The sequence below is a fragment of the Pantoea sp. Cy-639 genome, assembly GCF_011752525.1.
GTDB lineage: Bacteria > Pseudomonadota > Gammaproteobacteria > Pseudomonadales > Pseudomonadaceae > Aquipseudomonas.
Map to the genome: position 1 here is coordinate 195,009 of NZ_VWXI01000010.1, position 16,530 is coordinate 211,538.

Here is a 16,530-nt window from a genome sequence, read left to right on the forward strand (position 1 = left end):
TATCGGAGTCGTCATGTTGCAATCATTTGTCTATCAGTCATTGCCGAGCCGCGTGGTGTTTGGCGCCGGCAGCCTTGGCCAGCTCGAAGCCGAACTGGACGCGCTAGGCGTGCAGCGGGCCTTGCTGCTGTCCACGCCGCAGCAACGGCATGCGGCCGAAGCCATGGCACAGCGCCTTGGGACCCGCTCGGCAGGGGTCTTCGATCGGGCGGTGATGCATGTGCCCATCGAGACCGCCCGCGCGGCGCGGCAGGTGGCACGCGAACGCGGTGCCGACTGCGCCATCGCCATTGGCGGTGGTTCCACCATCGGCCTGGGCAAGGCCATCGCACTGGACAGCGGCCTGCCGATCCTGGCCGTGCCGACCACCTATGCCGGCAGTGAGATGACGCCCATCTACGGCATCACCGAGGACGGCGAGAAGCGTACCGGCAGCGATGCGAAGGTGCTGCCCAGGACCGTGATCTACGACCCGGAACTCACATGCTCACTCCCCGTGGAGCTGTCCGTGACCAGTGGCATCAACGCCATCGCGCATGCCGCCGAGGGGCTCTACGCCGCCTCCGGCAACCCGGTTACCCGGCTGATGGCGCAAGAGGGCATCCGGGCACTGGCGGCCGGGCTGCCAGGCATCCGCGCCAATCCACACGATATCGAGGCCCGCGGCTCAGCCCTTTACGGCGCCTGGCTGTGCGGCACCGTGCTGGCCCACGGTGGCATGGCCTTGCACCACAAGCTGTGCCACACGCTGGGCGGCAGCTTCAACCTCCCGCACGCCCAGACCCACACCGTGGTGCTGCCTTATGTGTTGAGCTTCAACGCGCCCTTCGCCGAGGACGCCATGCGCGACATGGCCCGGGCGCTGGGGACGCCGGACAGCGCGGCGGCGGGGGCCTGGGACCTGGCCCACGGCAACGGTGCGCCGACGTCGTTGCGTGAGCTGGGCATGTCCGAGGCTGAGCTCGAGCGCGCGGCGGATATCGCCACGCAGCGGCCGTACTGGAATCCTCGGCCACTGGATCGGGCTGCCGTGCGCGCGGTCCTGCAAGCCGCCTACGAGGGGGCCAGGCCGAGCTGAAACCCGTCGCACCTCCCGGCGTGACCTGTTGCGCCAGTGCCCAACGACAAGGAGAACAATAATGTCCCGACAACCAGATGCCGCCCAGGCTGACTACGATGTGGCGATCATCGGCTATGGCCCCACCGGCCTGGTGGCGGCTTCGCGGCTAGGCCAGGCCGGCTACAAGGTGGCCGTGGTGGAACGCTGGCCCAGCTTGTATGGGCTGCCGCGCCTGACCCATATCGATGGCGAGGTGGCGCGCATCGTCCAGGCTTGCGGCGATGTGGACCAGGCCATGCGCGATGCGCTGGCGTTGCCTACCTACCACTATGTCAACGCTGCCGGCGAGTTGCTGCTGGAGCTGCACTGGAAGGGCAAGCAGTGCGGCTATGCGGCACACAACTCCATCTACCAGCCCGACATCGAGGATGCCATCCACGGGCGCATTGCCAGCCTGGCCAATGTCCAGCTGTTCCGCGGCTGGGAAGCGGTCGCCCTGGAGCAGGGCGCGGATGGCGTGGCGCTGACGATTCAACCCACCGCATGCGGCCCCCATGCCGGGCAGGTATCCCAGGCACCTGGGCAACTGACGGCGCGCTACCTGCTGGGCGCCGATGGCGCCAACAGCTTTGTGCGAACGGCGCTGGGCATCGAGCGCACCGACCATGGCCACAAGCATCGTTGGCTGAACCTGGATTCGCAGAACCTGTCGGCGGCGGCCGAACGCTTCAAGCAACTGACCATTTTCTGTGACCCGGCGCGCGGCCACATGTACATGCCCATCGGCGAGCATCGCACCCGTTTCGAAGTGCGCCTGCTCGAAGGCGAGCGCATCGAGGATTGGCAAGATCCGGCGCAAGGCTGGCGCTGGCTGCAGGAGAAATACGGTGTTGGCCCGCAGGACTTCAAGTTCCTGCGCAATGTGGTCTACACCTTCCAGACCCGCATGGCCGAGCGTTGGCGCGAAGGGCGCGTGCTGCTGGGCGGGGACGCCGCCCATGCCATGATGCCGTACATGGGGCAGGGCGCCTGCTCCGGCATGCGCGACGGCATCAACCTGGCCTGGAAGCTCGACCTGGTGCTCAGTGGCCGGGCATCCCCCGCGCTGCTGGACAGCTACGAGGCCGAGCGGCGACCACATGCCCGCAGGATCATGGAGATGTCGCTGTTCCTCGGCCAGGTGACCAACGAGGCCGATCCGCAACGGGCCGCGGCGCGCGACGAGGCCTTCGCCAATGGCCGGATGCCGCCGATGCCGGCTTTCCCAAGGCTGGAGAACGGTGTGCTGCACCGCGAGGCCGATGGCGGCCTGCTGCCTTCCACCGGCCTGCCAGGGCCGCAGTCGCGAGTGCGGCGCGGCACTGCCGAGGGGCGCCTGGACGATGTGGTGGGCCATGGCTTCCTGCTGGTGGCGCGACACGACCCGCTGCCGTTCCTTGGCGCCAGGCAACAGGCTTTCCTGGCGCATCTTGGCTGCCACATCGTGGTGCTGGCCAAAGATGAGCAGATACCCGGCGCGGTCGCCGAACTGGATGAGGAAATGTCCAGCTTCATGCGCGAACATGGCATCGAGGCCTATATCGGCCGCCCTGACTTCGCCGTTTTTGGCTCGGTTACACACCTGGAAACGCTGGCGTCCCTGGTCGATGACCTGCGCCTCAAACTGCATTGGATCGAGGAGGGCGGCCGTGATGGCGCTTGCGCGGTCACCACCATGGAGCACAGCGCATGAGCGACACTCTCTGTTCCGCCACGCAGGCCTTCCAGCGTGCCATGCCGATGAGCCGCCTGCTCGATTGCGGCATGGATTTCAGCGATGCCCAGGCACTGTTCCGGCGCACCAGCGCCGGCGAGGCCTGGGACCAGGTCGCCGAGGCACTGGCACAGGCCCAGCTGGAGCGGGCGACCCAGGCTGCCCAGGCAGGCTGCCGGGTCACGGCGGTCGAGGCCCAGGCCTGTGCCTTGGCCAACCTGCTGTTCGCCCAGATGGCCTTCAACTACGACAACTCGCGCAAGCGCACGCTCTATGACCGCCTGGCAACGGCGACCAGCCAGTTGTGCGCGTGGTCCGAAGGTCGCATGGCTCGCGTCGAACTGCCGTTTGCGCACGGCCATCTGGTCGCCTGGCTGGTGCGGCCAGCAGCGCGGCAGGCACGCGGCACGGTGCTGTTGTTCGGTGGGCAGAGTGGCTGGGGCGTGGCTTACCTGCCAATTGCCCGCGCGCTCGCTCGACGCGGCCTGGCCACGCTGCTGGCCGAGGGGCCAGGGCAGGGCGAGACCCGCATGCGCCAGGGCCTGCTCGTCGATGTGGACATGGCGGCCGCCTACAGCCGTTTCATCGACTTCATCGCGAGCGACACCACCCTCGGCGCACCGGGCATCTGGGGCAACAGCGTGGGCGGGTTGTGGGCTGCGCGGACGGCGGCGGCCGATGGCCGCATCCAGGCCTGCTGCGTCAACGGCGGCCTGGCGGCGCCGGTGCTGTTGCCGTTTCGCACGTTCGTCGAACAGGCCGGTGCCATGCTGGGTAGCGACGATGCAGCGGCCATCGCCGAGAACTTCCGGCGCATGAGCTTCGACCCTGAGCGCGATCGCATTGCCTGCCCACTGCTGGTGCTGCATGGCGCAGCCGACCCGCTGGTGAAGCCGCAGGACCTGCAACCCTTCCTGGCCGGCGCCGACAGCCGCGATGCCAGCTTGCGCGTCTGGGCGGATGGCGAGCACACGCTCTATAACCATGCGAGCGAGCGCACCGCCTTCGTGGCCGATTGGTTTGTCCGGCGGCTTGATGCGGGTTCTGCCCCGTCATCGTTGTCACGAGAGCGTGCCGATGGCTGCTAGGCCAGTCAATTCATGATTCGGCGTCAGGACGCTGCGGCCGGTATGATGCGCCCAACGCGACCCTTTCAGAGTGAACCATGAACCGTCAGAAGAAGATCAAGCAACTGCTCAAGGCCCATGCCAAGAAGGCCAATGCCAAGTTGGCGCCGCGCAGCAACAAGCCCAGGTACATCAGCAAGGCCGATCGGGAGAAGCTGGCCGCGCAGGCGGCAGCCGAACCAGGCAGTCCTCTCGACAGGGAGGACGGGCCTTTATCGCCGGCATGAGTCAACCATGGACGGCGCATTAGGATTCGTCTGATGTGTGACCGGCAGGCAAACGCATAGCCTACGCGCTTTCTGCGTCAGCCCCCAGGGAGCACACAGGCAGCATGAACCATGGCAACTTCCTTAGCGCCCGAGCCTTCCAGGGCTTGGGCATCGCCCTCCTGTGCAGCGTTGCAGGGGCGGCCCACGCCAGTTGTACCTCGGCCAGCCTGCGCTACCTCAGCTACAGCGGGCCTGGCAATATCACGATACCGCGCGATGCGCCCGATGATACGGTGCTCTACACCGAGACTCGGACAATCCCCTACACCAGTTTTTCATGTACCACCCTGGATCAGCCTGGACACCCGCGACCTGGGCGCCGACATCGAGATCGACAACGCCACCCAGCAGTTGGTGCCGCGAAGAGGGGCGGTTGTGCTGGCACGCTATACGGGCAAGAGCGGGCGGCGCGTGCAGTTCGAGCTGTTCGACAGCCAGGGCGGACGTATCCCGTTCGGCGCCGCGCTGGAGGACGCCAGCGGCAAGCAGCTGGCGATATCCGACCCGAGCGGCAAGGCGTTGGCGCTGGTCGAGGAGGTGGAGGGGACCTTGACGGTTCGCTGGGATGGCCAGCACTGCCAGGCGAGCTATGCGTTGTCGTCGCGCGATGAAGCCTTGAACTACGAACGACGGCCATTGCGCTGCGGCCAGTAATGGCAAGATCGCGCGATCGCGGTCAGGTCAGTGCCGGCGCGATCATGCGCTGCCGCCATCGGTGCCGCGGGATGGTGCCCTAGGCTCGTGGCGCAGCACCTCGAGCAACCACAGGAACGCGGGCGAGCGATGCTGGCGACTGGGGTAGTAGAGGTAGTAAGGCTCGAAGGTCTTGCACCAGCCGGCCAGGACCTCGACCAGTTCGCCGCGCGCCAGAGGCTTGAGCACATACTCACGCGGCAGGTAGGCCAACCCCAGGCCGGCCAGCGCGGCATCGCGCGCCGAGGCAATGTTGTTGCCGACGAACTGGCCGTCGACCTTGATGCGCTGCTCCTTGCCCGCCTTGGCGAAGACCCATGGGAAGTACTCGCCGTGGGTGGGCAGGCGCAGGTTGACACAGGCATGCTCGGTCAATTCGCGCGGGTGCCTGGGTGCCGGGCGCCGTACCAGGTAGGCGGGGGAGGCGACCACCACCATCGGGTGAGGCGGGCTGATCTGCACGGCGATCATGTCCCGGGCAAGCAGGCCGCCGCGGCGTACGCCGGCATCGTAGCGGCCGCTGACGATATCGCTCAGGCCGTAGTCGATGCTCAGCTCGACGCGAATATCGGGAAACCCGGGCAGGGCCCGACTGATGGCCGGTTGCAGCACGTTGAGCACGGCGTACTCGTCGGCGTTGATGCGTACGGTGCCGGCCGGCTTGTCGCGCAGTTCGGTGATCTCCTGCAGGCCGGCGTCGATCTGCGCCATGGCCGGGCCGACCCGCTGCAGCAGTTTTTCTCCGGCGGGGGTGAGCGACACGCTGCGTGTGGTGCGGGCGAACAGGCGTACCGCCAACCGCGCCTCCAGACCACGGATCACCTGGCTGAGCGCCGACTGGGAAATCCCCAGGCGAGCCGCTGCCCGGGTGAAGTTGCCTTCTTCCGCGACCATCAGGAAGGCGGTGAGGTCCTTGAGATTGTTCCCACTCATTAAGAAGCCCTGCTAATGGCTGAATGCTGATTCTGCTGGATTATAACCAGGTCAAGGCCGCCGTAGACTTTACCGAAACCGCTACTCTTCAGGCAGCATCCGTGAACGAGGACCTATCCATGAAAAGCATTACCTTCAACAACCGTCTCTGGCCGGTCGCCGCGGATATCCGCTTCCCCAAGGATTTCGATGAAGCCCGCCAATACCCGGCCATCATCTGCGCCCACCCGATCAGCAGTTGCAAGGAACAGACGTCCGGCGCGATCTATGCGGCGAAACTTGCCGAGCAGGGCTTCATCACCCTGGCCTTCGACGCCTCCACCCAGGGAGCCAGCGGTGGCGAGCCGCGTTACAGCGAGGACCCGAGCCTGCGGGTCGAGGACTTCCGTTGCGCCGTGGACTATCTCGTGGCGCTGCCCTATGTCGATGAAGCCCGGATCGGCGTGCTGGGTATCTGCGGAGGCGGTGGCTACGCGGTCAACGCGGCCATGACCGAGCGCCGGATAAAGGCCGTGGGCACCGTGGTGGCAGCCAATTACGGACGCATCATGCGCGAAGGCGACATGAGCGCGGACGCGGCGTTGAAAACCCTGGAAGCCATCGGCAAGCAACGCACCGCCGAAGCACGCGGCGCCGAGCCGCTGTTGGTGACCTACATTCCCAACTCCCAGGCCGAGCGCGAGCAGGCGGGTATTCACGATGTCGACCTTGTCGAGGCCATCGACTACTACAAGACGCCACGCGGCCAGCAACCCGGCTCGCCGAACCAGCTGCGCTTTACCAGCGTGGCACCGGCACTGGGCTGGGACGCATTTTTCCTTGCCGAGCGCCTGCTGACGCAGCCATTGCACATCGTCATTGGCGGTGGGACACCGGGTGCGTTCGGCTCGTTCCGCGATGGCTTCGACCTGTTCGATCGAGCGCGTTCCAGCGACAAGACCTTGCAGATCGTCGAAGGAGCGACTCATTACGACCTGTATGACCAGCCTGCGCCGGTCGCCAAGGCCCTGGAGCAGTTGGTGCCGTTCTTTCGCAAACACCTCTGAGGGCAACTGAGTATTGCCCGCGCGTCCATGGGTAATGGCTTCGTGGACGCGTCGAATGCACGGGCCATTGCGCCTGTGCAGGCGACGGAGCGGGCTTGCCCCTCGAAAGGCACTTGCCGGCGGTAGCACGGCGTTGCAGTGTCGACTTCTTCCCGAGTTGATTGTTAAATTCTGAGGCTCTCCGCGCCATGGTAGGCAAATAAGTGAACTCAATGAACAATAATAATTTCTCAAGTCCGAGAGTCTGCACCCCGTCGGTGGGGGATATCCTCAATGCGCCCGGGGTCTGGGTTGAAGCTCCTAACCTTCGTAGAGGTGGGGAGAGCGGTGTCCTGAGAGTCGAGCTGAAGGGCCAGACTTTCTACAAGAAACAGCAAGTTGGGCACGTCTATCGAAGTTTTGCCCACCCGTTTGGTCATCCGACAGTTGCCCGCGAGGCGAAGGCCCTCAGGGCGGCGGCGTTGCTGGGAGTAGCGACACCATCGCTTCTCCATGCCCATGTGCAGAAACGTGATGGAGACTGGCATGCGGTGATGGTGACGGCGGCTCTTGATGGCTACATGTCGCTGGAAGACTTTTATGCCCAGGGGCTAGAAGAATCAGTTGGCCCCAGACGCCACCATGAGATTTTAGAGGCGTACGGCCGAGTGCTCGCCAGGCTGAACCTTGGGCGGTGGCAACATGGTTGCTTGTACCTGAAACATGTCTTTGTAGATTTCAGCGAGCCGAGCGTGAAAGTGGCGTTGCTTGACCTCGAGAAGGCCAGGAAACGGTTCACCGCGAAACAGGCAGCCCGGCATGATTTGAGGCAGGTCAAACGTCGATCGGAGTGGCTTGGTGAAGAATGGGAAGCGTTCTGCAGGGGCTATAGATACACGTTCGGCCAAAATGCTGAGCATCTCCTGTGACGGTTGGATGATCTATCGTCCATGATGACTGCGCCAGTCAATGGCGCAGAGCAGCAACTCCCAGGCTTTTCAAACCAGTCGGCTTTGATGACGAGCGAAGCCTCAAGAGGTTATGGGGGCTTCGGTCATATTGAATTTAACTTATGGGCAATGTTAGATGTTCATGACAAGTCCGGCATAGCGTAATTTCTGGCTGAAAATCCCGGTGATGAGCTAAGCTGTTCATCGATTTCTGTTCACAGAATGCGTTTTCCGTACCCCGGACCAATTTATTTCGCTGTCCGTGGACGCACCATCGACCACAGGGAGATGGCTAACCGAAGATTTTCAAGACTGCGCGCAATTGGTCGGACCTTCATTCAATGATCCGCATCGAAAAAATCGGGCTAGCCATCGAGCCAATGCATAGTCTGTTGCTGCAGAGCTTGCTGGGCAACGGCTCGAGTTCGCATCCCCGATCCCCAACCTCGCCTAATACGAAGCGCATCTGAAGTTGCCCACGCCGCCCAGCAATGGGCCAACGTCGACGGTTGAACAAGTGTCGACGGTTGAACAGGTCAAGCGCACGGATATCAATGGTCGCACCTAGGTGGAGGGACCCACGTCAACAGCGAGGTGATCGGCTATCGCATTCATTACCTGGCGACGCTCGCCGCGCAGGTGTCCATCCTGGCTCGACCTTCCGGACGCCGGTGGTGTGATGTTGCACGATGAGGACGAAAAGCTCGTCGGCACTCTGAAAGGGCTCGTGCCAGAGAGTACGGATACGGAAGGAATGCTGGATGTCGTTCTCACGGTTTCGCTTTCCCTATGGGCTTGCGCAGAGGAACCTTCAGGACTAGAGGGGGGCAGAAGTCGCATCATGGCACGGCAAGGCGGAGGATATTCGCCGCCACCCTCAGGGCCGCACATCACTGTACGGCCTCTCTTAGAGACATCCTATACGTCACGGCCTCTCTTGGAGACATCGATGACGACCACCTCGATCTTGTCGAGGCCGTGGCTCAGCACTATCTGCTTGAGCTGGTCTGAAAGCTCGGCAGCACTGCTGGCCTTCACTCCATTGTACGTCTTGAGCGCTTTCCCGAACCAATACACCAAGTAAATACCATAACCATTGGCTCCTTGAGTGCGTGTATAGAATGCAAGCTGGCTCAGTGGTGCGGTTAACAGTTGTTTGTGGTCATGGCGCTTGATTTCAATCGGCACAACATGACCTTTCTCATCGCGAACAAGTACATCCGCCCTGACTTGCGCGTTCAACTGTACCTCGCTGGTCGCTTTGATATTCCCGAATGCCCTCAGCCAGTCACAGAGCCGAATGACGAGGTGATCCCGGCAATGATTCTCTATTTTAGGTGACCCCGTTCTTTTCTGAGTGTCCGTGCCCTTCGGGTAGTCCCAGTATTGCTGCCATGTAGATTTCTCGCTCGAATCCATCTCCTTATTGTGCTGAAGCAGTAGCTCGACCAGCAGCGCCCGGAGGTCTCTCACACTGATGGGGCCGCAGCCGCCTAGCACATTGTCGAAGGATTGAACGTCAACGTGCTTGTACTGCATCGCTCTCATTCCACGCTGACTGTTCGCGCGTTCGTGTTGAAGCAGAGTCCGCCATGCTCCCAGATGTTCCATTGCACACAGATCATCCAGCGCCTCGATCGCTGCCTCATCCAAGGGGCTACCCAGATCGGCGATGAGCCGGGAGAGTACGAAACTTCCTTCATCCATGGTCTCAGGGTGGTGCTGAGCATGACGGCCCAGCCCCTCGATTAGGCATTTGACCAACGGCACTTCCACCTTCGGGGCAGCACTGAAAAAGTCACGGAAAAAATCTGCCCGTGTCACGCACTCATAGAGGGCGTTCCGGTCTGCCGTTTCCATGCTGAAGGCAATAGGGGTGTGGAATCTCCCCGGCGCGGCCAGCATACCGAAGCATGCCCAGAGAAATGTGGTAGTGGCGCCTAAGTTTGGGGATGAAAGGTGCGTTTCAGTGATCTCGACACACTCGCGACGAGACAGATGCCTGGCCATGGCACGCAGCAGCGGCACCAGGGCATAGGGAGGTAGGTCTGGACATGAGAGAGCGTGACGACGAATCGTTTCTGTCATCGCAGGAGATGGACGATCCTGCTTGGCAATGCAGTCAAAGACTAAGTTGACGACACTATCAGAGCAGTTCATAAGCTGATCCAACAGAGCTACACCTGCATCGGCAGCGATCAACAATTGATCGAGGCAAAGCAGGATGACGCGCTCGCGCCGCTCCTCCTCCATGACAGCCGCCGAACCCTCGATCGCACTGGCGTAGGTAGACAGCGACAGCACGGGCATATCGGCAAATCCGGTTTGCTCGGCATGCAGCAGCGCAGCCGCCGTGTACATTAATGAGCCAAGCGGAAGTTGCGGGGTGCGACAGACCAGTTCTAGCAGCATAACGTTAAGTTTACTGTCGCTTTCCGACGCTCTCATGCAATAGCGGATTGCATATGCGCAGGCTATTTGTATCTCCTCCATCCGTTTCTTCATGTCCTCCGGTATCGGAACGCCAATGGACCAGGGTGGAAGCGTAAACGCGTCATCCTCCAAGTCATCGTCAGCGCGGGCAGTCGCCAAAATTTCAAATATACCTTCTACTTCCGCTTTTCGGGGCGTGAGCAACGTTTCTACATGTCGGACCAACTGCTTGTCATTTGAGCCGATCACCAGTTGCATGCAAAGTATCGCCGCGTTCTTAAACCCGCCTTGCGCGTCACCCCCTTTGTTTTCTAGCACCCAGTTCAATCTCTGTGGTGTGGCCGTGACATTGAGCAATCGCAGGCGCTCTGAAATATCGTAATTGTCTTTAAAGCCGAGTACGCATTGCTCGAAAAGCTTATCTTCATGGTCCTTGGCCTTCATGAGCCAGTGTTTCAACGCGCGGGTAAAGACCTGTTCGTTTCGGGCGTCACGGGAGACATCGATCAGCGTGACTATCTGCATAACGAAATCAACAGTCGCCGCCGGATCTTTCAGCAAAAGCGTTCCTACCGACTCGATAAACAGGCGGTCCACGGGCGCGGGCGAGCAATAGCGATCGTTAAATACCCGCCCCCCTAGCCCCTGCTGGACCAGCACAGAGGCTAACGAATCGAGTACGAGCTGCACGATAGCGCCTTGCTCAACGAAGACATGCAGGATGGCAAGTATTGAATCGACATCGGCAGTCGTTACCTGTTTGCTACCGAGAGCGGCCAATAACTGAACCCTGACCGCCTGGCAACCGAGATGAGGACTGAGCTCAAGCGCGTTAAAGAACCCTCGATACTCCTCGCATGTCGCGCGCGCGCAATGCCCCCAGGCATCGACTGCGAGGCATCGAAGACGTGGGTCATATCGCCAGTCCAGCACAATCCGCTTGCACTCGGCGGACAACGAAGGAAGTGGTTCGCTTCGGGGAATGGCCAATAACAAGACATAAATTGTGTGCGCAGAGGAGGATGGGGCCTTTAACTTTTGTAGTATGTAAGGCTCGATATCCGGCCCTACCAGTCCTGAAACCGACACATCAGGAAGCCTCGCGAAAAGCGGGTCTTGTTCGCCCAGTGCCTGAATCAATAGCTCCCGGGCATGGTTGTCGAATACGGCCGCATCGCCGTATAGCAGTACAGCCTCAGGATCTGCGCGAACCAGCTCTAGCGCTTGGGCATGCAGGCCTATTTCGGCCAGATGGACGGCAAACCAAGCATAAAGGCCACGTAAGTCATTAGGGCTTTTGCCATCGTCACCTGTTATCAGGCCGGTAGCGCGACTCAGCGGGCAGCGATAATGATCGCCGCTGCCTTTGACTGCCAGGGCGAGGGCATGCCCCCCCAAATACTCCGCGACGACCCGATGGGCAGGTGTGAAATGCTTGCCGTCACCCTGAAACAATGCAGTACCCAACACGCCGTCTAGTTCGTCCTTGGACAACCCGCACTGGCTGAGAGTGATGGATCGTGCTGCATGCTCCTCGGAGTTCGACGACTCGAAGCGGCTGACCGTGCCGTGGCCTGTCACTAACATCAGCAGCAGCAATCTTGATGCCTTCGACAAGCATTCATCTACAGAAAAGCGCCTGGTTTCCTGGTGGAAGTAGTTATGTTCGCTGCCAAGTTGTTTGACGGCTGAGTGAAACAAATCACGTTTCGACCTTGGCCATGCACCGGTCGCGGTGACGATTCTATGCAACAGGTAAAGGCTGAGTGGGCTCTTGGTTAGCGTAGAGACGCCTGCCTGACCGGCATGACGTAAAAACTCAGGCGGCTCCAGGCAACGATAGTGCTCGAGTAGCGCTATTTGCTCGAACACATCGAGCGGCAGCAGCTTTACGACAACAATCTGATCTTTAGCTGGTGTGCGAAGCGCCTTGGTGACGAACGCCGGGCGCCATGACTCCGTGCGGCAGGATATGCGCCAGCGACTAATCGTTTTCAAAGTTCTGGAAAGTTCGAGTAGGTTCTGCTCATAGACCATGTACTCATCCAAAGCATCCAGAAACACCTCGTCGGCGGATGGGGGAGAGGCCGTGAAGTCGAGTACCTCGACAACCGATGACTTGGCATCGATTGCCAGTTTTTTTAGGGCATGAGTCTTGCCGATCCCGGGCTCACCGAGGATGACGACGCGAGGGAAAGTGGCCAGGTCGCTCAGCCGAAGGTTGCGTTGAATATGCGCTGGCCCATCTACTACGAAGACGGCGCGATTGATGTCAGCATGATTGGCAGATTCCACGTTCTGAGTCCTTTCCTTAGAGGGTGGGCTATTCAGAGCGTATGTGGTGAAGACGTCAACTGGTTTATGGCATACCGTGACTGGGCACAGGACCAACGCAATAGGCTATAAGTGGGCTGTTCATAAGCTGGCCAGAACCTTGCTTTACGATGGACGCTTAGTGTGCTGCAACGCCTTCCAGTCAACAAGCAGCGCAGTCTCGCTAGGGTGCCGGTGCTGACAAATAGGCCACTAAGGACGGGCTGGATCCGGATCAGCTCACGCAAGGTGAGTTGGGCGGGCGCTTACAGTACGCTCGCTGTCCGAGACATTGAGGAGCACGAGCCTTTCGGATGTCGGTTCGGTGCATTCAGGCCGCGGGCGCTCGAGTGCGGGAGGATTTCCTCTCGTATTCCCGGCTGAGCTGTTTGAACTGTCATCAGCCGGTTCCATTCTGCCGCATTAGAGGGATCGTGTGCATTTCCAAGACTCTGATACTTTACGTCGCTTGGTCTGTGCGGATGTACAGTATTTCCCTATGAAATATAAAATTTGACGCCAGTAAGTTGACCGTCGATTTTTTGGCTAATTCAAAGTTAAGAATTAAATGTAAACCTACTAGCTGTGTGTCTTTTATCTTGCTAGCTTCGCCACGATCTACCATCAGGGAGTGTGGAAGTAAGTGGACGTTCAAACCGATATTCGTACGTGGTTGCTCAAGCAAAACGATTGGCTGCAAGAAGCGGCTGACAGGATTCTAAAAAAAGGAGGGGTGGATGCAGCGGATATCGCTGAAATCTGCGAAATACTTAAAACACCTGCCGGCCAGAAGGCAACAGGGCACCGTACCTTCGATGAGTTGACCCACAAGCATAATGCTGATGACGAGTTGAGACTTGTTCGCATCTCTGATATCGCCGGCATTGAGAATCTTGAGCCACGACAGCCACTGGAATTCGCGGCTGCCAACCTCACTGTGATCTACGGTCACAACGGGTCAGGTAAGTCCAGTTACACACGAATTCTCAAGAAGATGGCTGGGAAACCACGAGCGGTCGAACTGAAGACCAATGTGTTCAAAGACGTGCCCGCGCAAAGCAAGTGCAGCATCGTCGCATTGCACAATGGCGTTGAGCATTCGAACGAATGGCAGGTGGGAAATGATGCCATTGACCTGTTGAGAGGTGTAGACATCTTCGATAGCGAAGAGGCTGCCCATTACCTGACGGCAGAGAGCACCGCGACCTACATTCCTCCGATCGTGGGGCTTTTCGAAAAACTCGCGACCGTTGTCGAGCAGGTCAGAGAAGCCCTCGATGATGAGCAGAAGAAGCTTATCAGTGCATTACCGGCTCTCCCAGGAGCTTATGAGGGAACACCCACCAAAGCGATTTACGGAAAGCTAGGCACGCTTGCGCCGGCAGCGCTGACGGCAGCATTGGCTTGGGGAGAGCAGGATGAGCTTCAACTGGGCGCGTTAAATGACCGGTTGAAGGCCGATGACCCCAAAGCACTGGCTGCGCAGAAGCGACGCAGGAAAATGGAGCTTCAGAAGATCATCACTGATCTGGAGGGCGGTATCAAAGCCTTCTGTGAAGCGAACCTCCAGTCCATCCGAAACTTGCGGAAGGACGCCAGCGAGAAGCGCCAAATCGCTGTTGAAGGCGCAAAAGTACAGTCAGCAGTACTGGACGGTGTTGGTACCCCAACGTGGCGTGCCATGTGGAATGCCGCCAAACTCTATTCGGCGTTGCCTTATCCTGACCGCGAGTTTCCGGTGACTGACGAGGCCCGATGCTTGCTCTGTCACCAGGAGCTTTCAGCGGAGGCCAAGCATCGCCTCGAAGATTTCGAGACCTTTGTCCATAGCCAGCTGGAGGCAGATGCCACGACTGCCGAGCAGCTGTATACCCAGTCTTTGGAGCAGTTGACAGCCATTCCGGTAGAGGCAAACCTGCAGACCCAATGCGAGGCGGCAGAGCTTCCCGAAGAGTGGCGCACGTACCTCAAGGATTTCTGGGCATTCGCGGCGGCTGCTAGAACTGCACTTGTCGAGCATGAGTTGAAAGTGGTGGCGATTGCTGTGCAGGCCCAAAATGAGTCAATCGAGCGGCTGAACGCAAGCAAGGATCAGCTAGAGCTGGATGCAGAGCAATTTGACGAGGACGCGCTAGGCTTTGATCGCGTACAAGCGGGGAGAGATAAGCTTGCGTTCGAGGCCAGAAAATGGGTCTCTCAGCAGGCTGCAGCAGTTCGCGTAGAGATTGAGCGTCTGAAGCAAGTAAAAGCCTATGACGGTTGGAAAGGCCTGGCTGGCTCGCGTGGTATCTCCCTTAAGGCTGCTGAGGTTGCGCAGGCTGTAGTTACAGAGGCATACGTCGAGCGCTTCAATAATGAGCTGCGAGCCTTAGGGGCTACGCGTATTCAGGTAGAGCTGGTCAAGACCCGTACGCGTAATGGCAAGGTGTTGCATCAGCTGCAGCTCAAAGGTGTCAAAAACGCTCGTAGCATGCCAGAGGGGGTATTGAGTGAAGGGGAGCGCCGGATTATTTCCCTGGCGGCGTTTCTTGCGGACGTCTGCGACAAACCGGGCGTCGCTCCCTTTGTCTTCGACGATCCTATCTCCTCGCTCGACCAGGATTTCGAATGGTCTGTCGCGTGCCGGCTGGTTGAACTCGCCAAGACGCGTCAAGTCATTGTGCTGACTCACCGACTTTCGCTGTACGGTATCCTGGAAGATGTGGCGCGCAAGGTTGGCGAAAAATGGAGGAAGGAGCATTACCGCCCGATGTGCATCGAATCCTACAATGGTGCTGCTGGCCATCCTGCTGATCAAGCGACTTGGAACGCTAACACCAAGTCGGCAAACAATATCTTGATAGCGCGACTGGATGTCGCAAGAAAAGCAGGCGAGGCGGGTGGAGCCGTTAGCTATAGAGATTTGGCTCAGGGTATCTGCAGTGATTTCAGGAAGCTTGTTGAGCGTTCGGTCGAGGAAGACTTGCTGAATCAGGTGGTGCTCAGACATCGACGCAGCGTAACTACCGATGGTCGACTGAGGGCTGTTCAGATTCTCCCTGAGGACTGTGAGCTCATTGATATGTTGATGACCAAGTACAGTTGCTACGAACACAGCCAGTCCGCGGAAAATCCAGCGTTTCTTCCTGAGGCGCCAGAGCTACTGCAAGATTTGGAAGCGCTCAAGGCGTGGCGTGAGGGACTAATCAAGCGGCGGGCACAGGCCGCCTGACTTTTCGTTGTTCTCAAAGCACAGCAGGTGCCCGATGCGTTCTGCTCCTGCTGTTCTAGATGAGACGCTCGGTATCGCTGAAAGCCTGTATGGATAGCTTAGCGTTCGATGACTGCGAGCGGTTGTTCATCGATACGTGAGCCTAGTTTGACCAAGACGACGGCGGCAGGCTGGAGCGGCTCAGCTCAGCCCGGTGGGATTGGAGCCCGCTGCCCTCGATACCGTTTGCGCAGTTTCTCCGCGATCAGCTTTTCCGCTCCGAGCAGTGCGCGCTCGGGGCTGTGGTGAGATTGATCAGCGTCTGGCCCTTGGCGCCGATGAGGCTAAAGGCTTGGGCAGGCATCCCGATATCAGTGATCGGTTGTAAACGCGGCTTCTGAAAGTGCATAAGCTAAACGCGCGATGCAGGCTCTAGGACGGTAGCATTGGCCTCACGTGTGTAGTGGTCAACAATTCCCGGACACAGAATTGAGTTTTTCCTCAGTAACCGCCGGCGGCACGAAACCGTTGTACTGATGCGGCCGTGTCCAGTTGTACCGCTGCATGAGATATCGCCCGATGTCCTGCTCGGCCAACGCCGTCGTCATGTAGCCCACCGTCGGCACCGCCGGCGGCACGAAACCGTTGTACTGATGCGGCCGTGTCCAGTTGTACCGCTGCATGAGATATCGCCCGATGTCCTGCTCGGCCAACGCCGTCGTCATGTAGCCCACCGTCGGCACCCATTCGGTTTTCAGGCTACGAAACAACCGCTCCATCGGCG

10 protein-coding genes and 1 pseudogene are annotated in these 16,530 nt (G+C 59.7%); 8 read left to right on the forward strand and 3 right to left on the reverse strand.

What is annotated here, in order from left to right; genetic code table 11:
• The first annotated feature begins 13 nt into the window (after window positions 1–13).
• The 5 genes from F3J43_RS14560 to F3J43_RS14580 all read left to right on the forward strand — a co-directional run bounded on the left by F3J43_RS14560 (window position 14) and on the right by F3J43_RS14580 (window position 4,863).
• Window positions 14–1,078 carry a maleylacetate reductase gene (locus F3J43_RS14560; RefSeq protein ID WP_205297868.1) on the forward strand — a complete coding sequence of 355 codons (1,065 nt, stop codon included), beginning with the start codon at window positions 14–16 and terminating at the stop codon, window positions 1,076–1,078.
• Between the two features lie 61 nt (window positions 1,079–1,139).
• The gene (gene mhpA / locus F3J43_RS14565) at window positions 1,140–2,792 is read left to right on the forward strand and encodes a bifunctional 3-(3-hydroxy-phenyl)propionate/3-hydroxycinnamic acid hydroxylase MhpA (protein ID WP_166887516.1); all 1,653 of its coding nucleotides are present in this window, start codon (window positions 1,140–1,142) and stop codon (window positions 2,790–2,792) included.
• Window positions 2,789–3,901, forward strand: coding sequence for an alpha/beta hydrolase family protein (locus F3J43_RS14570; RefSeq protein WP_166887519.1), 1,113 nt, complete (start codon window positions 2,789–2,791; stop codon window positions 3,899–3,901). Before mhpA ends, F3J43_RS14570 begins: the two co-directional genes overlap by 4 nt.
• Before the next feature lie 77 nt (window positions 3,902–3,978).
• Window positions 3,979–4,167: a DUF2986 domain-containing protein gene (locus tag F3J43_RS14575; protein WP_166887521.1), complete on the forward strand. Its 189-nt coding sequence runs from the start codon at window positions 3,979–3,981 to the stop codon at window positions 4,165–4,167.
• A 258-nt stretch (window positions 4,168–4,425) separates the two neighbouring features.
• Window positions 4,426–4,863 carry a FimD/PapC C-terminal domain-containing protein gene (locus F3J43_RS14580; protein ID WP_205297869.1) on the forward strand — a complete coding sequence of 146 codons (438 nt, stop codon included), beginning with the start codon at window positions 4,426–4,428 and terminating at the stop codon, window positions 4,861–4,863.
• Between the two features lie 42 nt (window positions 4,864–4,905).
• Here the strand turns inward: F3J43_RS14580 and F3J43_RS14585 are convergent, their stop codons facing one another.
• On the reverse strand, window positions 4,906–5,835 hold the full coding sequence (locus F3J43_RS14585; RefSeq protein ID WP_166887528.1) for a LysR family transcriptional regulator: 930 nt from the start codon (window positions 5,833–5,835) through the stop codon (window positions 4,906–4,908).
• Window positions 5,836–5,954: 119 nt separating this feature from the next.
• Between F3J43_RS14585 and F3J43_RS14590 the strand changes: the two genes are divergently transcribed.
• Window positions 5,955–6,881, forward strand: a complete 927-nt coding sequence (locus F3J43_RS14590; protein WP_286184603.1) for an alpha/beta hydrolase — start codon at window positions 5,955–5,957, stop codon at window positions 6,879–6,881.
• 212 nt (window positions 6,882–7,093) lie between these two features.
• Complete coding sequence (locus F3J43_RS14595; protein ID WP_166887534.1) at window positions 7,094–7,789, forward strand: lipopolysaccharide kinase InaA family protein; 696 nt, start codon at window positions 7,094–7,096, stop codon at window positions 7,787–7,789.
• Between the two features lie 939 nt (window positions 7,790–8,728).
• Here the strand turns inward: F3J43_RS14595 and F3J43_RS14600 are convergent.
• The gene (locus tag F3J43_RS14600) at window positions 8,729–12,538 is read right to left on the reverse strand and encodes an NACHT domain-containing protein (RefSeq protein ID WP_166887537.1); all 3,810 of its coding nucleotides are present in this window, start codon (window positions 12,536–12,538) and stop codon (window positions 8,729–8,731) included.
• A gap of 661 nt (window positions 12,539–13,199) precedes the next feature.
• On the opposite strand from F3J43_RS14600, the gene F3J43_RS14605 reads away from it, so the two are divergent.
• On the forward strand, window positions 13,200–15,767 hold the full coding sequence (locus F3J43_RS14605) for an AAA family ATPase (protein WP_166887541.1): 2,568 nt from the start codon (window positions 13,200–13,202) through the stop codon (window positions 15,765–15,767).
• A 605-nt stretch (window positions 15,768–16,372) separates the two neighbouring features.
• Here F3J43_RS14605 and F3J43_RS24110 read toward each other — a convergent pair.
• Window positions 16,373–16,530 (reverse strand): annotated as a pseudogene (locus F3J43_RS24110) (IS3 family transposase); the annotation flags it as partial.

Excerpts from the sequence above, each read along its gene's own strand:
- F3J43_RS14560 (WP_205297868.1), top strand. The coding sequence starts at position 14 with ATGTTGCAATCATTTGTCTATCAGTCATTGCCGAGCCGCGTGGTGTTT.
- mhpA (WP_166887516.1), top strand. The coding sequence starts at position 1,140 with ATGTCCCGACAACCAGATGCCGCCCAGGCTGACTACGATGTGGCGATC.
- F3J43_RS14570 (WP_166887519.1), top strand. The coding sequence starts at position 2,789 with ATGAGCGACACTCTCTGTTCCGCCACGCAGGCCTTCCAGCGTGCCATG.
- F3J43_RS14575 (WP_166887521.1), top strand. The coding sequence starts at position 3,979 with ATGAACCGTCAGAAGAAGATCAAGCAACTGCTCAAGGCCCATGCCAAG.
- F3J43_RS14580 (WP_205297869.1), top strand. The coding sequence starts at position 4,426 with ATGCGCCCGATGATACGGTGCTCTACACCGAGACTCGGACAATCCCCT.
- F3J43_RS14585 (WP_166887528.1), bottom strand. The coding sequence starts at position 5,835 with ATGAGTGGGAACAATCTCAAGGACCTCACCGCCTTCCTGATGGTCGCG.
- F3J43_RS14590 (WP_286184603.1), top strand. The coding sequence starts at position 5,955 with ATGAAAAGCATTACCTTCAACAACCGTCTCTGGCCGGTCGCCGCGGAT.
- F3J43_RS14595 (WP_166887534.1), top strand. The coding sequence starts at position 7,094 with ATGAACAATAATAATTTCTCAAGTCCGAGAGTCTGCACCCCGTCGGTG.